General features: G+C 75.8%; 19 protein-coding genes and 1 other RNA gene. 13 read left to right on the forward strand and 7 right to left on the reverse strand.

The genetic code is table 11. The features are described 5' to 3' along the window. Nucleotides 1-77: 77 nt before the first annotated feature. The 4 genes from CKY47_RS12995 to CKY47_RS13010 all read left to right on the forward strand — a co-directional run bounded on the left by CKY47_RS12995 (nt 78) and on the right by CKY47_RS13010 (nt 5,086). Nucleotides 78-1,364 carry a M16 family metallopeptidase gene (locus CKY47_RS12995; RefSeq protein ID WP_306745986.1) on the forward strand — a complete coding sequence of 429 codons (1,287 nt, stop codon included), beginning with the start codon at nt 78-80 and terminating at the stop codon, nt 1,362-1,364. Then, on the forward strand, nt 1,361-2,749 hold the full coding sequence (locus CKY47_RS13000) for a M16 family metallopeptidase (protein WP_306745987.1): 1,389 nt from the start codon (nt 1,361-1,363) through the stop codon (nt 2,747-2,749). The genes CKY47_RS12995 and CKY47_RS13000 overlap by 4 nt, the downstream gene beginning before the upstream one ends. Next, on the forward strand, nt 2,746-3,711 hold the full coding sequence (nudC, locus tag CKY47_RS13005; protein ID WP_306745988.1) for an NAD(+) diphosphatase: 966 nt from the start codon (nt 2,746-2,748) through the stop codon (nt 3,709-3,711). The genes CKY47_RS13000 and nudC overlap by 4 nt, the downstream gene beginning before the upstream one ends. Before the next feature lie 184 nt (nt 3,712-3,895). Continuing rightward, nucleotides 3,896-5,086, forward strand: coding sequence for an ROK family transcriptional regulator (locus tag CKY47_RS13010; protein WP_306745989.1), 1,191 nt, complete (start codon nt 3,896-3,898; stop codon nt 5,084-5,086). Between the two features lie 18 nt (nt 5,087-5,104). Here the strand turns inward: CKY47_RS13010 and CKY47_RS13015 are convergent, their stop codons facing one another. The 3 genes from CKY47_RS13015 to CKY47_RS13025 are packed head-to-tail and all read right to left on the reverse strand — an operon-like array spanning nt 5,105 to nt 11,780. After that, nucleotides 5,105-9,136: a TIGR02680 family protein gene (locus CKY47_RS13015; protein ID WP_306745990.1), complete on the reverse strand. Its 4,032-nt coding sequence runs from the start codon at nt 9,134-9,136 to the stop codon at nt 5,105-5,107. Further along, a complete protein-coding gene (locus tag CKY47_RS13020) occupies nt 9,133-10,302 on the reverse strand; it encodes a TIGR02678 family protein (protein WP_306745991.1) in 1,170 nt (389 codons plus the stop codon). Before CKY47_RS13020 ends, CKY47_RS13015 begins: the two co-directional genes overlap by 4 nt. Then, nucleotides 10,302-11,780 carry a DUF2397 domain-containing protein gene (locus CKY47_RS13025; RefSeq protein ID WP_306745992.1) on the reverse strand — a complete coding sequence of 493 codons (1,479 nt, stop codon included), beginning with the start codon at nt 11,778-11,780 and terminating at the stop codon, nt 10,302-10,304. The genes CKY47_RS13020 and CKY47_RS13025 overlap by 1 nt, the downstream gene beginning before the upstream one ends. Nucleotides 11,781-11,864: 84 nt before the next feature. On the opposite strand from CKY47_RS13025, the gene CKY47_RS13030 reads away from it, so the two are divergent. Next, on the forward strand, nt 11,865-12,833 hold the full coding sequence (locus tag CKY47_RS13030; protein ID WP_306745993.1) for a cobalamin biosynthesis protein: 969 nt from the start codon (nt 11,865-11,867) through the stop codon (nt 12,831-12,833). Here CKY47_RS13030 and CKY47_RS13035 read toward each other — a convergent pair. The 4 genes from CKY47_RS13035 to CKY47_RS13050 are packed head-to-tail and all read right to left on the reverse strand — an operon-like array spanning nt 12,775 to nt 15,460. Then, nucleotides 12,775-13,590: an SURF1 family cytochrome oxidase biogenesis protein gene (locus CKY47_RS13035; RefSeq protein WP_306745994.1), complete on the reverse strand. Its 816-nt coding sequence runs from the start codon at nt 13,588-13,590 to the stop codon at nt 12,775-12,777. The two genes, CKY47_RS13030 and CKY47_RS13035, sit on opposite strands and share 59 nt — an antisense overlap. 16 nt (nt 13,591-13,606) lie before the next feature. After that, nucleotides 13,607-14,170, reverse strand: a complete 564-nt coding sequence (locus tag CKY47_RS13040) for a DUF1349 domain-containing protein (protein WP_306745995.1) — start codon at nt 14,168-14,170, stop codon at nt 13,607-13,609. Nucleotides 14,171-14,177: 7 nt separating this feature from the next. Next, nucleotides 14,178-15,008, reverse strand: a complete 831-nt coding sequence (locus CKY47_RS13045; protein ID WP_306745996.1) for a fructosamine kinase family protein — start codon at nt 15,006-15,008, stop codon at nt 14,178-14,180. Further along, entirely contained in the window at nt 15,005-15,460 is a 456-nt protein-coding gene (locus CKY47_RS13050; RefSeq protein ID WP_306746022.1) for a low molecular weight protein-tyrosine-phosphatase, read from the reverse strand. Before CKY47_RS13050 ends, CKY47_RS13045 begins: the two co-directional genes overlap by 4 nt. A 106-nt stretch (nt 15,461-15,566) precedes the next feature. Here CKY47_RS13050 and CKY47_RS13055 point away from each other — a divergent pair, with 106 nt between their 5' ends. From CKY47_RS13055 to CKY47_RS13090, 8 genes are all read left to right on the forward strand, one after another. After that, nucleotides 15,567-16,040, forward strand: a complete 474-nt coding sequence (locus tag CKY47_RS13055; protein WP_306745997.1) for a hypothetical protein — start codon at nt 15,567-15,569, stop codon at nt 16,038-16,040. 355 nt (nt 16,041-16,395) lie between these two features. Next, nucleotides 16,396-17,388, forward strand: coding sequence for a polyprenyl synthetase family protein (locus CKY47_RS13060; protein WP_306745998.1), 993 nt, complete (start codon nt 16,396-16,398; stop codon nt 17,386-17,388). A gap of 10 nt (nt 17,389-17,398) precedes the next feature. Next, nucleotides 17,399-18,442 (forward strand): Rv2231c family histidinol phosphate aminotransferase CobC, encoded by a 1,044-nt coding sequence (gene cobC / locus CKY47_RS13065; RefSeq protein ID WP_306745999.1) that lies wholly within the window; start codon nt 17,399-17,401, stop codon nt 18,440-18,442. After that, a complete protein-coding gene (locus CKY47_RS13070) occupies nt 18,439-19,584 on the forward strand; it encodes a Nif3-like dinuclear metal center hexameric protein (protein ID WP_306746000.1) in 1,146 nt (381 codons plus the stop codon). Before cobC ends, CKY47_RS13070 begins: the two co-directional genes overlap by 4 nt. Then, a complete protein-coding gene (locus tag CKY47_RS13075; protein ID WP_306746001.1) occupies nt 19,581-20,318 on the forward strand; it encodes a zinc ribbon domain-containing protein in 738 nt (245 codons plus the stop codon). Before CKY47_RS13070 ends, CKY47_RS13075 begins: the two co-directional genes overlap by 4 nt. Continuing rightward, nucleotides 20,315-21,415 carry a bifunctional RNase H/acid phosphatase gene (locus CKY47_RS13080; RefSeq protein WP_306746002.1) on the forward strand — a complete coding sequence of 367 codons (1,101 nt, stop codon included), beginning with the start codon at nt 20,315-20,317 and terminating at the stop codon, nt 21,413-21,415. Before CKY47_RS13075 ends, CKY47_RS13080 begins: the two co-directional genes overlap by 4 nt. Nucleotides 21,416-21,551: 136 nt before the next feature. Beyond that, an RNA gene (rnpB, locus tag CKY47_RS13085) (RNase P RNA component class A) lies at nt 21,552-21,950 on the forward strand. A gap of 384 nt (nt 21,951-22,334) precedes the next feature. After that, nucleotides 22,335-23,362 (forward strand): hypothetical protein (locus CKY47_RS13090; protein WP_306746003.1); only part of this gene is annotated, 1,028 nt, incomplete at its 3' end.

The raw sequence follows: 23,362 nt of genomic DNA on the forward strand, positions 1-23,362 counted from the left end.
CGGCGGGCGTGGCGGAGTCGCGCAGCCGCCGGGTGAGCCTTCGGCCGGGTGGTGGCGCGAACCCGTAGGCTGCCTCCATGGCGCTACCCGAACTGCACAGGTTCACGCTCCCCAACGGCCTGCGGGTGGTGTTCGCACCCGACCCCAGCGCCCCGGTCGTCGGGGTGAGCGTGCACTACGACGTGGGCTTCCGCTCCGAGCCCGAGGGGCGGACGGGGTTCGCCCACCTCTTCGAGCACCTCATGTTCCAGGGCAGCGAGAGCCTGGAGAAGCTCGCGCACTTCCGGCACGTGCAGTCCTCCGGCGGCACGTTCAACGGCTCGACCCACCCCGACTACACCGACTACTACCAGGTGCTGCCGTCGGCCGCCCTGGAGCGGGCGCTCTTCCTCGAGGCGGACCGCATGCGGGCGCCGAAGCTCACCGAGGAGAACCTGCGCAACCAGATCGACGTGGTGAAGGAGGAGATCCGGCTCAACGTCCTCAACCGGCCGTACGGCGGGTTCCCCTGGATCCTGCTGCCGCCGGTCCTGTTCCGGACCTTTCCGAACGCCCACAACGGCTACGGCGACTTCACCGACCTCGAGAACGCCACCGTGGACGACTGCGCCGCGTTCTTCGACACCTACTACGCGCCGGGCAACGCCGTGCTCACGGTGGCGGGCGACTTCGACGTGGAGACGGCGAAGGGGCTCGTCGAGAAGCACTTCGGCGACGTGCCCGCCCGTCCGGTGCCGGTCCGGCCGTCCTTCGCCGAGGCCGCCCCGAAGGGCGAGCTGCGCGCCGAGCACACCGACCAGCACGCGCCGATGCCCGCCATCGCCCTCGGCTACCGCATCCCCGACCCGGTGAACGACGTGACGGGCTACCTCACGTACCTGGTCCTGGCGGGGGTGCTGACCGACGGCGACGGGTCGCGGCTCCAGCAGCGGCTGGTGCACCGCGACGCGAGCGTCGTGGACGTCGGCGCCGGGTGCGGCCTGTTCGGGCCGCTGGAGGCGCGCGACCCCGACACGTTCAGCATCACCGCGATCCACTCGCCCGAGGTCACCTCCGCCCAGGTGATCGCGTCGGTGGACGAGGAGCTCCAGCGGCTGGCCGACGAGGGGCCGACGGCGCAGGAGCTGGCCAAGGTCACCGCGCGCTGGGTGTCGACCATGCACCGCGAGCACGACCGGCTGACCAGCCGGACCCTCGGGCTCGGGTCGGCCGAGCTGCTGTTCGGGCGGGCCGAGCTGCTGTACGAGCTGCCGGACAAGCTCGCGGGCATCACCACCGACGAGGTCGCCGCGGCGGCCAAGGCGCTGCGGCCGGACTCGCGCGCCGTCCTGATCCTCAACCCGGCCAACGGAGGTAACGAGTGAGCGCCCCGACCAAGCACCGCAGCGCCGAGGAGATCGGCCGTACGGAGCTCGGGCCTCGACCGTTCCCGGAGCTGGGCGAGCAGCGGGCGACCGCGGACCTGGACGTGGTCGACACGACGCTGGCCAACGGCCTGCGGGTGATCGCCGTGCGCCGGTCGTCGGTGCCGCTGGTCGAGCTGCGGGTGCGCATCCCGTTCGGCGACCCGGCGACCTCCGGCACCGGCTCCGCGCACGCGGCGCGGGCCGAGGTGCTGGCGAACACGGTGCTCACCGGCACCGCGACGCGCAGCCGGGTCGACGTGGACACCGAGCTGGCGCTCGTCGGCGGCGAGCTGGACGCGGTGGTGGACCCGGAGCGGCTGGCGTTCTCCGGCAACGCGCTGGTGTCCGGCCTCGACACGCTGCTCGACGTGCTGCGCGACGCGCTCACCGGCGCGACCTACCCGGACGAGGAGGTCGAGCGGGAGCGCGCGCGGCTCGTGGAGCGCATCCGGCTGGCCCGGTCGCAGCCGAACGTGATCGCGCGGGAGGCGTTGCAGCGCCACCTGTACGGCGACCACCCGTACGCCAAGGAGATGCCCGAGGCGGAGGAGGTCGCGGCGGTCACCCGCGACGACGTGGGGGCGCTGCACGCGGCGGCCGTGCTGCCGCGCGGCTCGGTGCTGGTCGTCGTGGGCGACCTGGCGCCGGACGCGGCGGTGCGGGCGGTCGAGGGCGCGCTGGGCGGCTGGACCGGCGAGGGCACCGCGGTGTCGCTGTCGCCGCTGCCGGTCGTGCGCGGCGGCGACGTGGTGCTGGTGCACCGGCCGGGCGCCGTGCAGTCGCAGATCCGGCTGGCCGGGCGCGGCCTGGAGCGGACCGACGACCGGTACCCGGCGCTGCAACTGGCGAACCTGGTGTACGGCGGGTTCTTCTCCTCGCGGCTCGTGGAGAACATCCGCGAGGACAAGGGCTACACCTACAGCGCGCGGTCGCACCCGGAGTTCACGCCGGGCGGGGCGACGCTGATGGTGGACGCCGACACGGCGAGCGCGGTGACCGCGGCCGCGCTGCTGGAGACGCGCTACGAGCTGGCCAGGCTGGGGCTCGTGCCCCCGACGGAGTCCGAGGTGGACACCGCGCGCCGGTACGCCGTGGGGTCGCTGCTGACGGCGACGTCGTCGCAGGGCGGGTTGGCGTCCTTCCTGGTGAACCTCGCCGGCCTGGGCCTGGGCGTCGAGTGGTTCACCGGGCACCCGGACCGGTTGGCGACGGTCACCGTGGAGCAGGTCGCCGAGGTGGCCCTGGAGTTCTTCGCGCCGACCGCGTTCACCGGCGTGCTGGTGGGCGACGCGGACCTGCTGGCCCCGCAGCTGCGGGCGCTGGGCGGTGTGACCCTGCCGTGAGCTTCGAGCTGGTGGAGCTGCCGGCCCTGTCGCGGTTCACCGCGGACCGGAGCGAGCCGCTGCGCGGGGACGCGCGGCGCATCGCGCAGCTGTGGCCGAAGGCGCGCGTCATCACCGTGGACGCGCGGGGGCGGACGCAGGTGGCCGACCGGGGGACCCGCCTGGTCGACCACCCCGCCGCGGACTTCGGCGACGGCCCGCCGGACACGGCCGTCCTGCTCGGTGAGCAGGACGGGGTGGCGTACTGGGCCGTTCCGCTGACCGAGGACGAGACGGACGTGGCGGCGCCCGCGTCCGGGCGCGGGCGGGTGTGGTCCGGTCCCGAGCCGACCGACGACCCGCAGTGGCTGGACCTGCGGGCCGTCGGCGCGCTGCTCGACGACACGGGCGCGGGCCTGTTCACGACGGCGGTGGCGTTGTTCCACTGGCACCGGACGTCGCGGTTCTGCACGGTGTGCGGCGGGCCGACGGACTCGGTGAAGTCGGGTTGGGCGCGGGTGTGCGAGCGGTGCGGCCACGAGGAGTACCCGCGCACCGACGCCGCCGTGATCTGCCTGGTGCACGACGGCGCGGACCGGGTGCTGCTCGCGCGCGGCGTGGGCTGGCCGGAGGGCCGGTACTCGGTGCTGGCCGGGTTCGTCGAGGCCGGCGAGTCGCTGGAGGCGTGCGTGGCGCGGGAGGTCGAGGAGGAGGTGGGCGTCGTGGTGGACGGCATCCGCTACCTCGGCAGCCAGCCGTGGCCGTTCCCGAGGTCGTTGATGGTGGGGTTCGAGGCGGTCGCCGACCCGGCCGAGCCGCTGAGGCCGGCGGACGACGAGATCGCCCAGGCGAAGTGGGTGAGCCGGGCGGACGTGCGGCAGGCGCTCGCCGAGCCGGGCAGCGTGCCGGACCTGCTGCTGGCGCCGGGCGCGTCGATCGCGTACCGGATGATCCAGTCGTGGTCGCTCGCGGACGGCCGGTAGCCGGGACACGCGGGGCGGCGCGGCGCGGCACGGGTGGTGTGCCGCGCCCCGCTCCCGTCGCGGGCGGCGGCGGTCCGACGCGCACCGCCAAACGCGCCCCGACGCGCGGCCGAGGGGATAACGTCGGGTGTTCCGCGCGCCGTCGTGGCGCGCCGTGCTCCCACTCGCCCGGACAGGGGTTGCCGTGCACCGCAAGCTGACCGTGCGGGACCTGCGCGCCGGCAACCGGGCGCGGGTGCTGCGGGCGCTGTACTTCGACCGGCCTCGCAGCCGCCAGGAATTGGCGGGCATCACGGGGTTGAGCCAGGCGTCGGTGAGCAACGTCGTCGGCGAGCTGATCTCCGACGGGCTGGTCGTGGAGGCCGGGCAGGTCGAGTCCGACGGTGGCCGGCCGCGGGTGCTGCTGCGGGTGGACCCGGCGTTCGCCGCGGTGGTCGGCGTCGACGTCGGCGAGACGCACGTGCTGGTCGAGGTGTTCGACCTGACGCTGCGGCGGCTCGCCGAGGCCACGCTGCCGATGGAGCCCGACGCCTACTCGGTCGACGAGGTGGCGCTGCGGGTGCTCGACGGGCTCGACCGGTGCCTGCGGGAGAGCGGCGTCGGGGACGTGCTCGGCGTCGGCATCGGCGTGCCCGGCGCGGTCGAGCACGGGCTGGTGCACGCGCAGACCGTCGGGTGGCGCGGGGTGGCGCTGGAGCGGTTGCTGCGCGACGGCACGGACCTGCCGCTGTTCCTGGACAACGGGGCGAACACGCTGGGGCAGGCCGAGGCGTGGTTCGGCGCGGGGCGCGGCACGGCCGACGCGGTGATCGCGCTGATCGGCTCGGGCGTCGGGGCCGGCGTGATCGCGGGCGGCGCGCTGTACCGGGGCTCGTCGGGCGGTGCGGGCGAGTGGGGGCACACGACCGTGGCGCTGGACGGCAGGCCGTGCCGGTGCGGGGCCCGGGGCTGCCTGGAGGCGTACATCGGCGCGTCGGGCGTGGTCGACCGCTACCGCGCGATCCGGTCGGACGTCCCCGCCGAGCAGGAGGCGGCCCTCGCGGCCCTCGTCGCGGACCGCTCGCCGCTCGCGGCGGAGGTGCTCGCCGAGACCGCCCGGTACGCGGGGCTCGGCATCGCGAACCTGATCAACCTGTTCAACCCGTCCCGCGTGATCGTCGGCGGGTGGGCGGGCCTGCTGCTGGGCGCGCGCATCCTCGACGACGTGCGCGCGGAAGCCTCCAGGCACGCCCTGCACCGGCCGTTCGAGCAGGCGTCGATCACCCTGTGCGAGCTGGGGCCGGAGTCCGTCGCGCTCGGTGCGGCGACGCTGCCGGTGGCCGAGTTCCTGGCGGTGGGCGGTGTGCGCCGGAAGACCGCCACCCGCGTGCCCTAGTGGGGGCCGCGCCCCCGGTCAGGGGTCGATGCGGTCCAGGGCGGCGCCGTCCCAGGTGGTCCGGGTGCACGCGACGCCGCGGCCGTTCTTCGGGCGCAGCACGTCGTAGATGTGCATGCGGGGAATCCTGTCGGACACGCCCCAGCCGCTGGGCCAGGTGATGACCCAGTCCATGTCGAGGTCGACGAGGAGCCCGAGCATGCGGGCGATGGTGGGGTCGTCGAGCCGTTCGAACGCCTCGTCCAGCAGCACCAGCCTCAGCGGGGAGAAGTCGCCGCTCACCGCGTCGTAGAACGAGGCCGCCGCGGCGAACAGGGTCACGTAGGAGATCAGGCGGGTCTCGCCGGACGACAGCTGCTTGAGCCTGCGCTCGCGGGGGCCGCCGTCGGGGGCGGTGTCGGCGACGGTCACCGTGAACTGGTGCCACGTCCGGTAGTCGAGGGCGCGGGACAGGACCTCGGCGTAGCCGCCGGTGTGGCTGTCGCGCTCGGCCTCGATGCGCTCGGTGAACACGCGGCGCAGGGTGGCGTCCTGCTCGGGGTCGCGCTCGGAGTAGGGGAGGCGGACCAGGGCGAGGGCGTCGCGGGTCGCCTCGTCGAGCGCCGCCGAGTGCTTCCACGCGAGCTTGACGTGCACGCCCTGGCTGGAGCGGGCGCGGTCGAGGACGGCGTTCATGCGCTTGCACAGGTCCTCGGCGACGGCGATCTGGCCGCGCAGCCACTCGGCGAGGTCGCGGATCAGGTAGTCGGCGAAGATCCGCTGGTACTGGCCGTCGAGGTAGCCGCGCTGCTCGCCGAGCTTGGCGGTGACCCGACGGGCGGCGGTGGCGACCGGGCGTGCGCCGTCCTCGCCGGAGACCATGACGGTGAGCAGGCCCGCGTGCTGGTCGGCGGTGATGTCGTGGCTGCCCGCGAGGGACGTCTGCAACGCCTGGAGCCTGGTGATCACGGTGGTCTCGCTCGCGGCGCGCCGGTCGGTCGTGGCCAGGGCGGCGCGGACGGACGTGACGTCGGCGGGCACGTCGGGCAGCGCGGCGGCCAGCACGCCGGGGGCGTGGACGACCGACGTGAGCCGCTCGGCGGCGTCGACCCGCGCGTCCCGGGCGGCGGCGAGCTGCTCGGCGGCGGTGTCGAGCTGGGCGGTGAGCGTCGCGGCCCGCTCGCGGGCGGACGCGACGTCCTCGCGGACGCGCTTCAGCTCGTCGCGCATGCCGCGCCGCGAGCGCTCCAGCCGCGCCAGCTGCCCGGCGACCTCGTGGGCCTCGCCGCCGATCGCCTCGGTCAGCTCGGCCAGCGCCGCCGCCTGCGTCGCGTAGTCGAGGCACCGGGCCTCGGCGTCGGCCTCGGCGGCGACCCGGTCGTCCACGGCGGCGCGGTAGCGGTGGTTCGCGTCGGTCAGGTCGGCCACCGTGCCCGCGCACTGGCGGCGCAGCACGTCGCCCAGGCGGTCGGCCGTGCGCTGTGCCTCGGCGGCGGCGTGCCGGGCGTCGCGCAGGCCGTCGGTGGTCGCGGGGAGGCCGGCGTCGCCCGCCTGCCGGACGACCGCCGCGTGCGCGGCCTCGGTGCGGGCGCGGGTGGCCGCCAGCTCCTCGCGCAGTTCCCCGGCCCGGCGCGCGGCGCGGTCGGCCGACTCCTGGGCGGCCTGGAGCCTGCCGTGGCGGGCGACGAGCTCGCGGTCGTTCGGGAACGCGCCGAGGTGCTGCTCCCACCGCCCGACCAGGTCGTGCGCGGCGGCCAGTCCGGTCTCGGCGGTCCCGAGGTCGGCGCGCAGGTCGCCCAGCTCGTCCTCCAGCTCGACGATGCGCCTGCGGCGGGCGGCCTCGCGGGCGCCGGCGCCGATGAACTCGGCCGCGTCCTTGCGCCACCCGCCGCGCAGGACGCCCGCCTGCCAGCGGCCGTCGACGCCGACCGCGAACGGCCCGGAGGTCAGCGACACGGACGCCAGCAGGTCCGCGACCACGCCGGCGGGGACGGGCGAGCCGGGTTCGACGGCGGGCGCCAGGACGGTGGCCAGGGTCGGTTCGACGGCCGGGTCGCCCGGCACCGCGTGCGTGTCCGGCAGCGCACGCGTGTCCGGCAGGGCGCGGGACGCCGGGGTGACCCAGGCGTCCAGGAGCCCGGAGTCCTCCAGGGCAGCCTCCAGGCCCGCCCGGTCCGCGGCGTCGAGGGCCTCGGCGAAGTCGACCAGGCGGTAGAACGGCGCGCCCGCGGCCGGGTCGCGGTCGGCGGCGGAGTGGCGGCCGGGGGCGGGCCGGTGGGTGGTGCCCGCGCGCAGCGCCGCCAGCTCGGCGTCCCGCTTGTCGATGGCGGCGGCGATCCGCGCCCTGCGGTCCGCCGCGGCGTGGGCCGCCGTCCTGGCCTCGGTCACCAGGGGGGCCACCCGGGCGCGGACGTCGGTGGCGAGGGTGCGGGCGCCCGCCGGGTCGACCGTCGTCGGCAGGACGAGGGGGCTGTCGGGGGCACGGGTCGCCAGTGGACCGGCGGCGCACCAGGCGCCCACCTCGGCCAGCCAGCTCCGCGCCACCCCGTCCAGCTCGGCGGCCTCCCGGTCGCGCCGGGCGCCGGCGTCGACCGCGTCGCGGTGGGCGTCGCGCTCGGCCTGCGCCAGGGCGTCCAGGTCGCGCCGCGCCGTGTCCAGCTCCGCCGCCCGGGTCGCCAGCGCGAGGGCCAGGGCGCCGTGGCGGCGCGCCTCGGAGGCGATCTCCGCCGTGCTCGCGACCACCGGGTCCAGGGCGAGGTCGGTCGTCGGCGGCGGCACGCGGCGGTCCACGGGGAGCGGGTCGGCCTCGGGGTCGGGCTTGGCCCGCACGGACTCCGTCCGCACGGTGGCGTCCACCGAGGGCAGCCGCGGCACGTCGGGCACCGACGTGCCCTCCAGGCCGGCCGCGCGGAGGTGCCGGCGCAGGGGTTCCACCAGGTCCTCCGCCGTGTCGAGGTCCTCGGCGAGGCGGCGCGTCAGGCGCAGCACGCCGTCGACCGCGCCGTCCTCCTGGGCGCGCTGCTTGCCCGCCACGTCCAGCGCGGTCACCGCCGACGAGCGCTTCTCCGCCACGAGCGTCTCGCGCGTCCGGAGGTCCTGGAGGTCGCGGAACGCGGGCAGCTCCTTCAGCGCGCCGATGGTCTCCTCGGCCCGCTGCTCACCGGCCTCCAACGAGGTCAGGGAGTGCTCGGCGGCGGCCCGTTCGGCGAGGGTCGACTCCAGCGCCGCCGACAGCTTCGCCGACGAGCGCTCCAGCTTGCGCACGCCCTCCTCGGCCGCGCCGAGCTTGTCGGCCGCCGCGCGCAGGCCGCCGAGCGCGTAGTCCGAGTACGTCCTGAGGAACGTGCCCAGCGCGTCGTCGGCCGAGGTCAGGCGGGTGATGTTGGACCGGATCGACTCCAGGTCGTCGAACGACGTGGCCAACTGCTCGACCATCGCCTGGTCGAGCGGCGGCAGGGCGTCGGACAGGATCTGCTCCAGCTGCCCCTCCAGGACCTTCAGGCCCACGTCGGGGTTGCGCAGCGTCCGCTGGAGGTGCAGCAGGTCGCCGTAGCGGGGCGCGGGCACGCCGTACACGGTCTCCGCGACCTTCGCCCGGAACGCCGCCTCCTCCAGCACGCAGTCCGCGCCGATCGCGTCACGCAGCTGCGCCGGTCCCAGCGGGACGTCGTCGGGGCCGGCGAGCGCCAGGTCGTGGCCGACGCGGGCGGGCGTGATGAAGCGCCACGAGTCGGTGATGGCCTGCGACGTCCTGGACGCCTTCACGCCGACGCCGCACGTCAGGTACTCGCCGTCGCGCTCCAGCTCGACCCACGCGTAGCCGATGCGGTGCGGCCCGCCGGCGTGGTCGTCGAGCATGAGCCGGCGCAGCGACACGGTGTCGAAGCCCTTGGAGCCGACCTGCCGCAGGTCGCCGTCCAGGCACAGCGGCAGCAGCAGCTCCAGCGTGCGCGACTTGCCGGACCCGTTGGTGCCCTGGAAGATCGCGCGGCCCCCGGAGAAGTCGAACACCTGCCTGGTGTACTGCCAGATGTTGACGATGCCGCCCCTGTGCAGCCGCCACCTAGTCACGCGCTCTCCTCGTCGAACAACGACCAGCTCTCCACGACGGGCGCCGGTCGCCCGGTCCCACGGTCACGTTCCGGGTCGCCGTCGGGCACCGGGACCCACCGGTGCGCGGCGGCGTTGACGAGCCACCCGTCGTCGGACAGCACGGCCAACCCCATGCGGCGCAGCAGTTCCAGCACCTCCTCGACGAGTCGGTCGAGGTCGTCGGTGAACTGCTTGGACCACGCCGCCGGGTAGTCCTCCACGAGCCGCCCGCACACCTCGCGCAGCTCCCGCACGTCCACGGCGTGCCGCCCGTCGGGGCGCGGCTCGGACTCCAGCAGCTCCGGCAGCGCGAGCAGCGCGACGCGCGCCACGGTCGAGGTGCCGGGGAAGTACAGGTCGGTCAGGTAGTCCTCCGGGTCGGCGACCAGCACGCCCTCCGCGCGGCACTCGGTGCGCAGGCCGAACGACGCCTCCAGCAGCGCGCCCTCCTTGCGCTGGTTGCGGCGCAGCCAGTCGGCCTGCTCGGGCGGCAGGTCGGCGTACAGCACGACGGGGTCCTCCACGAGCCTGCGCCGCACGGCGTGCTCGACGCCGCGCGGTCCGGGCCGGGCGGCGAGCGCCACCAGCTGCTCGGGCGACGTCGCCTCGGCCACCGGCCCGGTCAGCAGCCGGCCGAGCAGGTCGGTGTCCACGGTGATCAGCGCCTCGGCCTGCACGTCGACGGTGCCCTCGGTCTCGTGCAGCACGCCGAGGGACACGAGGTGGCGCAGCGCCGCCGTCAGCGCGCGCCGGTCCACGACGTCGTCGACGACCTCCATGCCGGCTTCGACGGCGGCGGCGCGGATGTCGGACACCAGCCGCGACAGCAGCGCCTGCCGCCCGATGCCGGTGAGCACGGCGAGCGTCAGCGCCACGTAGGCGTAGCCGCGCGGGGACATGCCGGGCACGCCGCGCGAGTCGTCGGGGCCCGGACCGGTCTTGTGGAGCCGGGCGAAGCGCCGTTCGACGACGAGCCGGTAGCCCAGGACGCGGGCGAACAGGTCCTGCAAGGGGGCGCGGTGCCGGTAGACGAGGGTCAGCAGCTCGCCGTCGGGCCCGTCGGCGCGCAGCAGCGGCCGGCGCAGCAGGGTGCGGGCGCAGCGCACGACGACGGCCGCGTCGATCTCGGAGAGGTCGTCGAACATCAGTCGAGCACCAGCGTGGAGTCGTGCAGGGTCAGCGTCCCCGCGGTGGACCTGATCCGCGTCGTGCGCCCCTCGGCGGGCGCGACGGTGACCGTCAGCCCGCGCACGGGATCGGTCGCCGACCCGGGGCCGTCGGCGCCGTCGCGCTGCGCCATGGCCAGGGTGAGCAGCTCGCACAGCACGCCCAGCGCCTCGCCGGACAGCGTGGTCGTCGCGAGGCGCGGCGCGGCGGCGGACAGCTCGGCCACGGACGCGGCGCGCCGCTCGTCGGCCTCCCGCGCCTCCGCCAGCAGCGACTGCTCGGTCATCGGGTCGTCCAGGATCCTCGACGCCCGTCCGCGCGCGGCCCGGTCGCCGCGGCTGCGCACGCTCACCGGCACGTCCACCACGGGGCCGTCGCGCCACGGCGTCCGCTCGTCGTCCCGGTCGTGCTCGGGCGCGGGCGACACGTGCCGCGCCGAGTGCAGCCCGAACGCCGCCGCGTACAGCCGATGGCCGCGCGACCGCGAGCCCGTGTCGAACCACAGGGCGAGCTTGAGCAGCTCGGCGCGCCTGCCCGGCAGCAGCCCGCCGCCGGACGTGGCGCGCTTCACGCTCGCCAGCAGCGACCCGATCGCCCGGGCGGTGGCCTCGCGCAGCGCCGTCACCTGGCTCGGCCGGCCGGGCCGGTCGACGAACCAGTCGGTCAGCTCCTGCCAGTCCTCGGCGGACCGGCCGCGCGCCCGTTCGACGCGTTCGCCCAGGTCGGCGCGGCCCAGCAGGCCCAGCAGCCCGTCCCGCGCGGCGCCGAGGCGGTGCAGGGCGTCGGCGATGGCGGGGGTGTGCCGCAGCACGTCCTCCACGACCATCTGGATGTACTCGACGAGCAGGTCGCGGAACCCGGAGATCTCCTCGGGCGCGAGGTGGTGCCGCGTCACGACCTGCCCCAGGTAGGCGTAGAAGTCGCGCACGGTGGCGGCCAGCTCGGCGTGCTGGAGGAACAGCGTGGTCACCTGCTCGGCGAGCACCTCGCGCGGCCGGCGGCCCTCGCTCGCCAGCGCCTCCGCCAGGGTCTGCCCGAGCTGCCGGAGGCCGCGCTCGACGGCGGGCAGCAGCTCCCGCGACACCTCGCGGGCGCCCTCCGGCACGCGCAGCAGCTCGTCGGCGTCGCGCTGCACGCGCACGGCGAGCTTGCCCACCTGGTAGCGGACGCTGCCGTGCTGGAACTCGGCGATGCTGGTGGCCACCACCTCGCGGCGGCCCTGCACCAGGTTGCCCCACTCGACGAGCTGCTTGAGGCGGCTGATGACGTTCTCGATGCGCGACTCGCCCGGCTCGACCCGGCCCTCCCGCTCCGCGCCGGCCAGCGCCCCGGCGACCTCGCCCGCGGACAGGTCGGCGAGCAGCGTGGACGTGAACAGCCGCATGATGGCCAGGTACGTGCGCTGGTGTTCGCGCGCGTCCAGGTACGCGTAGAGCTTCAGGCGGGCTGCTTCCACGGTGCGCAACCCTAATGCGGGGGTCCGACGGCGAGTCGGCACCTGGCGGCTCGGCGCGGACGCGCGCGGGCTACCGTGCCCCCTGTGAGTCTGGGGCGCGCGGTGGGGTTGTTGCTGGGTGTGGCCGCTGACGCGGTCCTCGGCGATCCCGAGGGGTACCACCCGGTGGCGGGGTTCGGGCGGGCGGCGAAGGCGCTGGAGCGGGCGCTGTACCGGGACGCCCGGGCGGCGGGCGCCGCGCACACCGCCGCGCTGGTCGGCGGCACGGTCCTCGCCGGGGTCGCGGTCGAGCGGCTCGCCGGGCGCAACGAGGTCGTGCGGGCGCTGACCACGGCCGTCGCCACGTGGGCGGTGCTGGGCGGGTCGTCGCTGGCCGACGAGGGCACCGCGATGGGCCGCGAGCTGGACGGCGGCGACCTGGAGGCGGCCCGCCGCCGGCTGCCCAACCTGTGCGGGCGCGAACCGCACCGGCTCGACACGTTCGGCCTGGCCAAGGCGACCGTGGAGTCCGTGGCGGAGAACACGTCGGACGCGGTCGTGGCGCCCCTGTTCTGGGGCGCGGTCGCGGGCGTGCCCGGTCTGATCGGCTACCGGGCGGTGAACACCCTCGACGCGATGGTGGGCCACCGCGACGAGCGCTACCGCCGGTTCGGCTGGGCCGCGGCCCGACTGGACGACGTGGCGAACCTGCTGCCGTCGCGGCTGGCGGCGCTGCTCACGGCGGCGGGCGCGCCGGTCGTCGGCGGTTCGGCGGGCGAGGCGTGGCGGACGTGGCGGCGGGACGCCTCGGCGCACCCGAGCCCCAACGCGGGCCAGGTGGAGGCGGCGTTCGCGGGCGCCCTGGAGATCCGGCTCGGCGGTCGCACGGTGTACGCGCACGGCGCGGAGGACCGCCCCGTGCTGGGGCACGGCCGCAGCCCGGACGCGGGTCACGTGACGCGGGCGGTGGAGCTGTCGCGGGTGGTCGGCGCGGCGGCGGCCGGGGTGACCGCGGTCATCGCGCTGGTGCGGCCTCGTCCTCGGCGAGCATCTCGGCGACGGACTTCCGCCTAGCGCGCGGCCGGTCCGCGGAGCCGGCGCCCCCGCCGGCGAGCGCGCCGCCGGGGCGGACCTCGCGGACGGTGAAGTACAGCCAGCCGCCGAGGGCCATCACGCCGAACGCGATCCACTGGAGCGCGTAGGAGAAGTACGGTCCCGCGTCGAGCTTGGGCAGCGGCAGCGCCTCCTCCACGCCCGGCTGGCCCTCGGTGAGCTGGAAGTACCCGGGCCGGATGGTCAGGCCCGCCGCGCGGCCCACCACGTCCGGGTTGATCGCGTACACCTGCCGGTGGCCGTCCTGGTCGAACGCGTCGCGGTCGTCCGACTCGCCCACCCGGGTCCACGCGGTCACCGTCACCACGCCGTCGGGCACGGGCTTCAGGTCGGGCACCCGGACGCCGCTCACCGGCCGCACGTACCCGCGGTCGACCAGCACGACCACGCCGCCGTCCAGCTCGAACGGCGTCAACACCTCGAACGCCGCCTCGCCCTGCACGGTCCGCAGCCGCGCCACCGCCTGCCCCTCGGGCAGGTAGCGGCCGGTGAGCGTGACGCGCCGCCACTCCAGTTCGGCGTTGGACCTGTCGAGCAGGCCCGCGAGCGGCACCGGGTCCGTGCGCACGGAGGACGTGACCGCGTCGTTCTGCGCCCGGCGCTCGTCGTCGCGGCCGAACTGCCAGGGGGCGAGCAGCGTGAAGCACGCGCCCGCGAACACCCAGACGGCCAGCGTCAACGCCAGCCAGCCGGGCCGCAACAAGAAGCTGAACCGCACGTCACCACGGTAATCCCTACGCCGGTGTGACCCGCACCCGGTCGAAGCGGGCGGTGAACCCGGGCCCGTCCGGCGCCGCCGCCATCACGCCCGCCAGGGCTTCCGCCCCGGGTGGGAAGTACGCGAGGCGCAGCAGCGAGGTCGGTTCGTCGTCGCCCACGCCGTAGCGGAGGGTCACCGCGTCGCCCTCGCGGACGGCGGTGATCACGACCCGCTCGACCCGGCCGACGCCGACCACCGACCAGTCGGAGAAGTCCCTGGTCACGACGGTGCTGATCTGGAACTCGCCGTCGACCAGCTCCACGCCCGCCTTGATCCAGTTCCGGTCGTCGGCGTGCAGGGCGATGCCCGCCTGGTCGTACTGGGCGGCGTACTCGCCGGTGAAGGACGCGGTGAGGGTGAGGTCGCCGGTCACCGGCACGCCGAGGACGTGCGCCGAGTCCCGGTCGTACCCGTAGTGGGTGGTGCGCCACAGGTCCGTGCCGGGGTCGGCGGTGATGGTCAGGCCGTCCCGGTCGCTCCACGCGCGGGGCTCGTTCAGCCACCGCCAGTCGTCGCGGTCGAAGAGTGTGATCCCCATCTCGGCATCATGCCGGCGCACGGGCCGCGGCCAAGGCCCGCAAGGCGTAACCGCGGCCGAACAGGACGGCGTGGACGAGCAGCGGGAACAGCTGGTGCAACGGCACGCGCTCGCGCCGACCGGGGGCCAACGGGCTCACCTCGTGGTAGGCGGCGAGCACCCGGTCGAGGTGGGGGCAGCCGAACAGGTCGAGCATCGCGAGGTCGGTCTCCCGGTGGCCGCCGTGCGCGGCCGGGTCGATCAGCCACGCCCGCCCGTCGGCCGCCCAGTGCACGTTGCCGCTCCACAGGTCGCCGTGCAGCCGGGCGGGCGGTTCCCCGGGCGCCTCGACCCGCACCCGGTCGAACACCGCCGCCTCGTCGGCGGTCAGCGCGCCCGCGTCCGCGGCGAGGCGGGCGTAGCGGGTGACGCGGTGCTCGTGGAACCAGTCGGGCCAGGTCGGCGACGGGGTGTTGCGCATCGGGGCGAGGCCGATCGAGGCGTCGGCCGGTCCGCCGGGCGGGGGAGCGCCGAACGCGGGCGCGCCGGTGGCGTGCAGGCGGGCCAGGGCCCGCCCGAACTCCTCGGCCGCCCCCGGTGACGGCCGGCCGGGTTCGACGTGGTCCACGCACAGCCAGTGGCCGTCGTGTCCGCGCACCCGCGGCACGGGCGGCCCGCCGGGTTCGGCGAGCCACTCCAGCGAGGCGACCTCGGCGAGCGCCGCGGCCGGGTCGTCGTGGCGCTTGACGACCACCCGGCCGCCGTCGGCGAGGTCCGCCTCCCACACCGCGCCCGCGAGCCGGCGCACCCCGGAGGCGGGCGTGCCGGTGAGCCGGGCGGCGGCGTCGGCGGGGGTCACAGGTGCTCGCGGGTCCAGGCCAGCAGGCCGGGCACGGCGGCCTCCACCATCCGGATCACCAGGTCGAAGCCCTCCTCGTCCCCGTAGTACGGGTCGGGCACGTCCACGCCGTCGGCGTCCGGGTCGAACGAGCGCAGCAGGCGCACCCGGTCCGGGCCGTCCACCAGGCGGCGCAGCGCGCGGGCGTGCCCGGAGTCCAGGGCGACCAGCAGGTCGGCGCCCAGGTGGTCCTCGTCGACCTGCGCGGCGCTGTGCTCCACGGGGTAGCCGTTGTCGGCCAGCGACCTGGCCGCGCGCGGGTCGGCCGGGTCGCCCACGTGCCAGCCGCCGGTGCCCGCGCTGGTCACCTCCACGAGGTCACCCAGGCCGGCCCGGCGCAGGTGCTCGCGGAATATGATCGCGGCCACGGGGGAGCGGCAGATGTTGCCGGTGCAGATGAAGGCGATCGTCAAGGGCACGGCAGGTCAGTCTGCCAGTTGGGCGCTCCGGGTGAGGGCGCTGGACGCGGTGCCCGGCACGCACGACCATCGAACGTGACCGGCTCTCGTTGGGGGTCCGATGTCAGGGGTCGTGGTCGGTGTCGTCGTGCTGCTCGTCGCCGTGCTGGCGGCAGGGGGTGTCGTCGTGCTCCGGCGGCGGTCGTGGCCCGAGACGCCCGCGTTCGCCCGTCCCCGGCCGGCCCACTGGCCCGGCGGGCTGACCGCCGACCCCAACGCGGGATTCTTCACCGACCGCGGTTCCCTGTTCCGGAAAAGATATTTCTTCGTGGGCACGGGGTGCCCGCCGACCCTGGTGGTCGATTTTCCGTCACTCGACGTGTCGCAGCGGGAACAGCCCGTGCGCATTGCCCGTCAGGGCATTCGGGTGTGGTGGTGGTTCGACGGCGAGTTCTACCGCGAGGCGGCCGGTCTGGGCACGGACGACGTGGTGGCGTGGGTGCGCGAGCGGGACCGGCGGCAGCGGGCGAGGCAGGAGCGGGCCCGGTTGCTGTCCGCCGCCGAGGAGAGCCTGCGAAAGCGCGACAACGGGTAACGAACGGGCGGGGAATTCCGACGCCAATCCCGTGGGGAATCTTCGGGGGAAGGAACGCGAATGACTCGAACATGCGTGGTGCGCCGGGTGCGGCAGACCTATTCCCAGCGGTCGGCGCCGAGGCGCGACGGCGCGTCCGGGCGACCGGGGAAGGCCGGGGACCGGTGAACGAGCCGTCGCTGTGCCGGCTGTCCGCCTGCGAGGCGCCCTCGCTCGGGCACCTGCTGCTCAGCATCGTCGTCGTGTTCGTCGCCGTGGCCGCCTCCTTCGTGTAGGCCGCCTCCCGGTCCCGGTGCCCCGGTCCCGGTGCCCCGGTCTCAGCGGCCTCTCAGCCGCGCCGCGCGACGATCACCCCGTGTCCACCGTGAAACCGCCGTCCACGCCGACCATGCCGGCGCTGGCCGCGGCGCTGCCGAGGGTCGAGGACGAGATCAGGGCGCTGGCGACGTCGTCGTCGCTGCCCGTCGTGAACACCTTCACCGGCCGGATCACCGCCGCGGGCGGCAAGCGGCTGCGCTCCGTGCTGGTGCTGGCCGGGTCGCTGGCCGTGTCGGGCGCCGTCCCGGACAAGGCCGTCACGGCCGCCGCGTGCGTCGAGCTGCTGCACGCCGGGTCCCTGGTGCACGACGACCTGATGGACGGCGCGTCGGAGCGGCGCGGCGTGCGCACGGTCAACGCCGCCTGGGGAACCGGCCCGGCGGTGCTGGTCGGCGACTTCATGCCGGCCCGCGCGAGCCGGGCCGCGCTGGAGCGGATCTCGCCGTTCGCGGCGGGCAGGCTCGCGCGGGCGGTGGCGGACCTGGTGGAGGGCCAGGTCCTGGAGGTCCTGGACCTGCACGACCCCGACCGCGACCCGGACGCCGCGCTGCGCTCGATCGCGCTGAAGACCGGCGCCCTGTTCGAGGTGGCGGGCGTGCTGGCCGCGCACTGCGCCGACGCCGACGAGGCCACCACCGCCGCGCTCGGGCGTTACGGCGCGCTGTTCGGCCTGCTGTTCCAGATCCTCGACGACCTGCTCGACCTGGCGTCGACGTCGCAGCGCCTGGGCAAGCCGGTCGGCAACGACCTGCGCCAGGGCGTCTACACGTTCCCGCTCCTGCGCGCCCTGGACGACGACCGGCGCGACCTGCTGCGCCGCCGCGGGCGCGAGCTGTCCGACGCCGAGATCACCGCCCTGCTGGCCGACCTGCGGCGCACCAGCATGGTCGCGGACACCCTGGAGCACTGCACGTCGCTGGCCGCCCGCGCCGTGCGCGAGCTGCCCGGTTCGCCGGGGTCCGAGGCGCTGGGCATCCTGCGCGAGCTGCCCGGGGCCTACCTCGACTGGGCGGCCTCGCAGATCGCCTAGACTCGCGGCGATGACCAGCCAGGATTCCGGCCGGGCGCTGCTGCGCCACCACGGGGACGTCGACGCCGCGCCCGGGCTCGCGGACTTCGCGGTCAACGTGCGCGTGCCCCGCCCCCCGGAGTGGCTGCGCGACCGGCTGGTCGCCGCCCTCGACGACCTGGGCTCCTACCCGAGCGCCGACGCCGACCGGCGGGCCCGCGAGGCCGTCGCCGCCCGGCACGGCCGCTCGCCGGACGAGGTGCTGGTGCTCAACGGCGCCGCCGAGGGCTTCGCGCTGCTGCCGAACCTGCGCCCCGCCCTGGCGGCGGTGGTGCACCCGTCGTTCACCGAGCCCGAGGTGGTGCTGCGGGACGCGGGCGTGCCCGTGCGGCGGGTCGGGCTGTCGCCCGAGGACGGCTACCGGCTGCGGCCGGAGCTGGTGCCCGCCGAGGCCGACCTGGTGGTGCTGGGCAACCCGACGAACCCGACGTCCGTGCTGCACCCGGCGGAGGTCGTCGCGGCGCTGGCCCGGCCGGGCCGGGTGCTGGTGGTGGACGAGGCGTTCGCCGACGCGATCCCCGGCGAGCCGGAGACGCTGTCCGGTCGCGCCGACCTCGGCGGGCTGCTGGTGCTGCGCAGCCTGACCAAGACGTGGGGCCTCGCGGGACTGCGCGCGGGCTACTTCCTGGGCGCGCCGGAGCTGCTCGGGTGGCTCGCGGCGACGCGCCCGCCGTGGCCGGTGGGCAGCCTGGTGCTGGAGGCCGTCGCGGCGTGCTGCTCGCCCGAGGCGGTGGCCGAGGCCGACGCGCTGGCCTGGGAGGCGCGCGAGCACACGTCGCTGGCCGTGGCGCGGCTGGGCGACCTGGTGGTCGTGCCGCCGTCCGCGCCGTTCGTGCTGCTGCGCGTCCCCGACGGGCCGCGCGTGCGGCAGGCGTTGCGGGACAAGGGGATCGCGGTGCGGCGCGGCGACACGTTCCCGGGCCTGACGCCCGACCACGTGCGGGTCGCGGTGCGCTCGCCCGAGGAGTTCGCGCTGCTGGTGGACGCCCTGCGAGTGGTGCTGGGGGACGTGTGACGACCACGCTGGGGGACGTGCTGGGCGCGCTGGAGGCGGCTTACCCGCCCGCGACCGCCGAGTCGTGGGACGCGGTGGGCCTCGTCTGCGGCGACCGCGCCGAACCCGTGACCAGGGCGCTGTTCTGCGTCGATCCCGTCGAGTCCACTGTGGACGAGGCGTTGGAGGTGGGCGCGCAGCTGCTGGTCGCGCACCACCCGCTGATGCTGCGCGGCGTGACCGGCGTCCCGGCCGACGACCCCAAGGGCGCGCTCGTGCACCGGCTCATCCGCGCCGGCGTCGCCCTCTACACCGCGCACACCAACGCCGACGCGGCCAACCCCGGCGTGTCCGACGCGCTCGCCCACGCCCTGGGCCTCACCGTGACCGGGCCGCTGACCGCCGCGCCCGCGCGGCCCCTCGACGCGCTCACCACCTACGTGCCGGTCGACCGCGCGGAGCAGGTGCTCGACGCCCTGCACGCAGCCGGCGCGGGCGCCGCGGGGAACTACCGCGACGCCGCGTGGACCGTCGAGGGCACCGGCCGGTTCCGGCCCCTGACCGGCGCGGACCCCGCCGTCGGCGCCGTCGGCCGGCTCGAACGGCTGCCCGAGACGCGCCTGGACGTGGTCCTCGACCGCCGCCGCCGGGCCGACGTCGTGCGCGCCCTGCGCGCCGCCCACCCGTACGAGGAAGTCGCCTTCACCCTCACCGAGGTCGCCGAGCTGCCCTCCGACACCGGCATCGGCCGCGTCGGCGAACTGCCCGCCGCCGAACCGCTGGGCGCGTTCGCGCGGCGCGTCGCCGACGCCCTGCCCGCCACCGCCTGGGGCGTCCGCGCCGCGGGCGACCCGGACCGGCCGATCAGGCGCGTCGCGGTGTGCGGCGGCGCGGGCGACAGCTACCTGTCCGCCGCCACCCGCGCGGGCGTCGACGCCTACGTCACGTCCGACCTGCGCCACCACCCCGCCGGCGAGCACCTCGCGGCCGGCGGCCCCGCGCTCGTCGACGTCGCGCACTGGGCCGGCGAGTGGCCGTGGTGCGGGCAGGCGGCCGACGTGGTGCGCACCGCCCTCGGCGGTACGGTCGAAGTCCTCGTCTCCACCCGCCGGACCGATCCGTGGACCGTCGGTGCGACGAGCCGAACAGGAGGATCTCTGTGAAAGCCGATCCCGCCGTGCAGCGCAGGCTGCTCGACCTGGCGCAGGTCGACGCGGAACTGGCGCGCGTCACCCACCGCCGCCGCACGCTGCCCGAGATCGCCGAGATCGCCGAAGCGGAGAAGCAGCTCCGCGCCAAGCAGGACGCAGTGACCACGATCGGGACGAGCCTCGGCGACCTGAACCGCGAGGTCAAGCGCCAGGAGACCGAGATCGACCAGGTCCGCGCCCGCGAGGAGCGCGACCGCAAGCTCCTCGCCGGCGGCTCGGTCGGCGCCAAGCAGCTCACCGACCTGGAGCACGAGCTGGCGACCCTCAACCGCCGCCGCGGCGCGCTGGAGGACGACCTGCTGGAGCTGATGGAGCGCCGCGAGGCCGTCGAGGCGGACAGCCGGCACGCCCAGGTGGAGCTGGACAAGGCGCAGGAGGCGCTGTCCGACGCGGCCCGCCGCCGGGACGGCGCGCTCGCCGACCTGGAGTCCACCGAGGCCAAGCGCACCGCCGAGCGCACCAAGGTCTCCGCCGGGTTCCCGGAACCGCTGCTCGCCCTCTACGACCGCGTGCGCGCCCACAAGGGCATCGGCGCCGCGCTGCTCCAGTCCCGCCGCTGCGGCGCGTGCCGCATCGAGCTGGACCGCAGCGCGATGTCCCGCGTCAAGGAGGCCGCGGCCGACGAGGTCGTGCAGTGCGAGGAGTGCGACGCGATCATGGTCCGCACCGGGGAATCCGGTCTGTGAAGGTCCTCGTCGAGGCCGACGGCGGGTCGCGGGGCAACCCGGGGCCCGCCGGGTACGGGGCCGTCGTGCGCTCCGCGTCCGGCGAGGTCCTGGCGGAGCGGTCCGCCGGGATCGGCGTGGCCACCAACAACGTCGCCGAGTACCGGGGCCTGCTCGCGGGCCTGCGCGCGGCGGCCGAGGTGGGCGCGGCCGAGGTCGACGTGCGGATGGACTCGAAGCTCGTGGTCGAGCAGATGTCCGGCCGCTGGAAGGTCAAGCACCCGTCCATGCAGCCGCTCGTCGCGGAGGCGCGCGAGGTGGTGCGGGCGTTCGACCGGGTGACGTACACGTGGATCCCGCGCGAGCGCAACAAGCACGCCGACCGGCTGGCCAACGAGGCCATGGACGAGCAGGCGGGTGTGCGCCGACCGGACACCGCGCCGGCTCCCGTCGAGGACCCGGTCACCGAGCAGGCCCCGCCGTCGTCGTGGACCGGCGCGGTCGGCGAACCCACCCGCCTGTACCTGCTGCGGCACGGGCAGACCGCGCTGTCGGTGGACCGCCGCTACTCCGGGCGCGGCAACCCGCCGCTGACCGAGGTCGGTCGCGGGCAGGCGGAGGCGGCGGCCCGGCGGTTGGCGAAGGTCGGGGGCGTCGACGTCGTCGTGTCCTCGCCGCTGGGGCGCGCCGCGGAGACCGCGCGCGCCGTGGCGTCCGAGACCGGCGTCGAGCCGACCACCCACGACGGCCTGATCGAGACCGACTTCGGCGCGTGGGAGGGCCTGACGTTCACCGAGGCCGCCGAGCGCGACCCCGGCCTGCACCGGCGGTGGCTGGCCGACCCGTCCGTGCCCGCGCCCGGAGGTGAGAGCTTCGACCAGGTGCACCGGCGGGTGCGGCGCGCGCTGACCGACGTGATCGCCGCGCACGGCGGCGCGAACGTCGTGCTGGTCAGCCACGTCACCCCCATCAAGTCGCTGCTGCGGATGGGGCTCGACGTGGGGCCGTCCCTGCTGTTCCGGCTGCACCTGGACCTCGCGTCGCTGTCGGTCGTCGAGTTCTACCCGGACGGCCACGCCTCCGTGCGGTTGGTCAACGACACCTCGCACCTGGGGTAGCCGCGCGCCGGCCGGCCGCAACCGGGCGCGCCCGCGCCGGTGCCCCCTCGACGGCGCGCGTGAACCGGTCCACCGCGTCGTCGACGGCCGCCTCGTTCCACGGCCCGGGGCCGGTCGGTTATCCTGGGCGCGCGGATGAGTCGGCAGGGCGGTCGCGTCGACAGATGAACGTCTGTCGCCGAGGAAAGTCCGGACTCCACAGGGCAGGGTGGTTGTCAACGGCAACCAGGGGCGACCCTCGGGACAGTGCCACAGAGAACAGACCGCCCCGGCGCGAGCCGGGGTAAGGGTGAAACGGTGGTGTAAGAGACCACCAGCGCCCCCGGTGACGGGGGCGGCTAGGTAAACCCCACCCGGAGCAAGGCCAAGAGGGTGCCCCAGGGCACCTGCGCAGGCGTTCGAGGGCTGCCCGCCCGATGCCTGCGGGTAGGCCGCACGAGCCTGTCGGCGACGGCAGGCCGAGATGGATGGCCGCCGAACGGGACCGCCGCGAGGCGCCCGGGAACAGAATCCGGCTTACATGCCGACTCATCCGCGCCCGACCGGGCAGTGCCCCCGGGGGGCGGTCCGCAGACGTCGCTCCGCCGGCGTCGCGTCGCAGCCGCCCCGCCCGGAGGGTTCCCCGCTGTCGATCCCCTCGGCGGGCGCCGGCGACCCCGACCGCTGCGGACCGCCGAACCGGGCCGGCCGCCGATGTGCGGTCACCGGGCTCGGCACCGGCCGGTCCACTGTGGAGCGACGCAGATCGGCGCGTCCCGCGGGCGCACTCGTCCGCCCACCTGTCACCTGTGCGCCGACGGCGTTACAGGAGTGGCTCCGTTCGAGTGGACCTCCGGGTCGTCCGGTATCAACCCCCGCCCCCGGGAGTCCTCCTCACGCGCCGCGGGCCCTGCCCCGTCGGCGCAGAAGGAGGAAACGCATGTCCACCACCAGACGACGGGGAGCGACGGTGCTCGCCCTGTCCGGGTTGCTGGGTGCGACGGCGCTGACCGGTGCCGCGGCGGGCACCGCGTCCGCCGCCGACGAACTGCCCGTGTACGCGGTCCGCTCCGAAGGGCTGAGCCAGGAGCAGGCGGCGGCGTTGCAGCGGGCGTTCGGCCTCACGACCGTCGAGCGCACGCCCGAGGGCGTCGTCACCTTCACCGACGAGGACCGCCACCTGCGCGTCCCCGGCATCGACCGCGGCGCGGGCCGACCCGACGAGAGCGGCCAGGCGACGAACCAGACCCAGCTCGACCTCACGGGCATCCGGGGGCTCAGGGCCGTTCCCCCCGCCGACGCCGCCAAGCGCGTCGGCGAGACCCTGCGAGGGGTCGGGCTGCTGCCCGCCGAGGCAGTGGCGAGCGCGTCGCACACGACCCTCGACATCACCGACGCCAACGGCAACCCGGTGGTCAGCGCTCCGCTCGACACCACCGTGGCCTACGCCTTCACGCTCGGCGGCGTGCCGCTGGAGGGCCCCGGCTCGAAGGTCCGCGTCTCCCTCGACGGCACGGGCGCCGTCACGCAGCTCACCTACGCCGCCCGCACCGTCACCGCCGACGGAGCCAAGCCCGTGCTGCCCCTCGACGACGGCCGCAAGAAGTGCGCCGACGCCCTGGCCGGCACCCCGCTCGGCTCGGTCGGCTACGCCTACCCGTCCGGCCCGCTCGGCGCGGGCACCACGCGCCTGGAGCCGTTCTTCCGCTGCCAGGGCGCCGACTCCGGCGAGTCCGCGCCGGTGCTCTACCTGCCGGCCGTCGTCGGCAGCACCGACCCGGCCCCGGACCCGACCGTGCCGCCCCGCCAGCGCGCCGCGGGTGACGCGGGCGTCGCGGGCGACGTGGGCGCGCAGTGGACCACCCGGGTCGACGTCGGCAGCTCCGGCACCGGGACCTGCCAGTCCCTGTCCGGCGTCCCGGCGGACGTCACCGGCTTCAACACCCGCTTCACCGGCGCGGGCGTCCC

This window comes from Saccharothrix longispora, from assembly GCF_030852425.1.
Lineage (GTDB): Bacteria > Actinomycetota > Actinomycetes > Mycobacteriales > Pseudonocardiaceae > Actinosynnema > Actinosynnema longispora.

Coding starts and splice junctions, on each gene's coding strand:
- CKY47_RS12995 (WP_306745986.1), top strand. CDS start 78: ATGGCGCTACCCGAACTGCACAGGTTCACGCTCCCCAACGGCCTGCGG.
- CKY47_RS13020 (WP_306745991.1), bottom strand. CDS start 10,302: ATGTTCGACGACCTCTCCGAGATCGACGCGGCCGTCGTCGTGCGCTGC.
- CKY47_RS13040 (WP_306745995.1), bottom strand. CDS start 14,170: ATGGGGATCACACTCTTCGACCGCGACGACTGGCGGTGGCTGAACGAG.
- CKY47_RS13055 (WP_306745997.1), top strand. CDS start 15,567: ATGTCAGGGGTCGTGGTCGGTGTCGTCGTGCTGCTCGTCGCCGTGCTG.
- cobC (WP_306745999.1), top strand. CDS start 17,399: ATGACCAGCCAGGATTCCGGCCGGGCGCTGCTGCGCCACCACGGGGAC.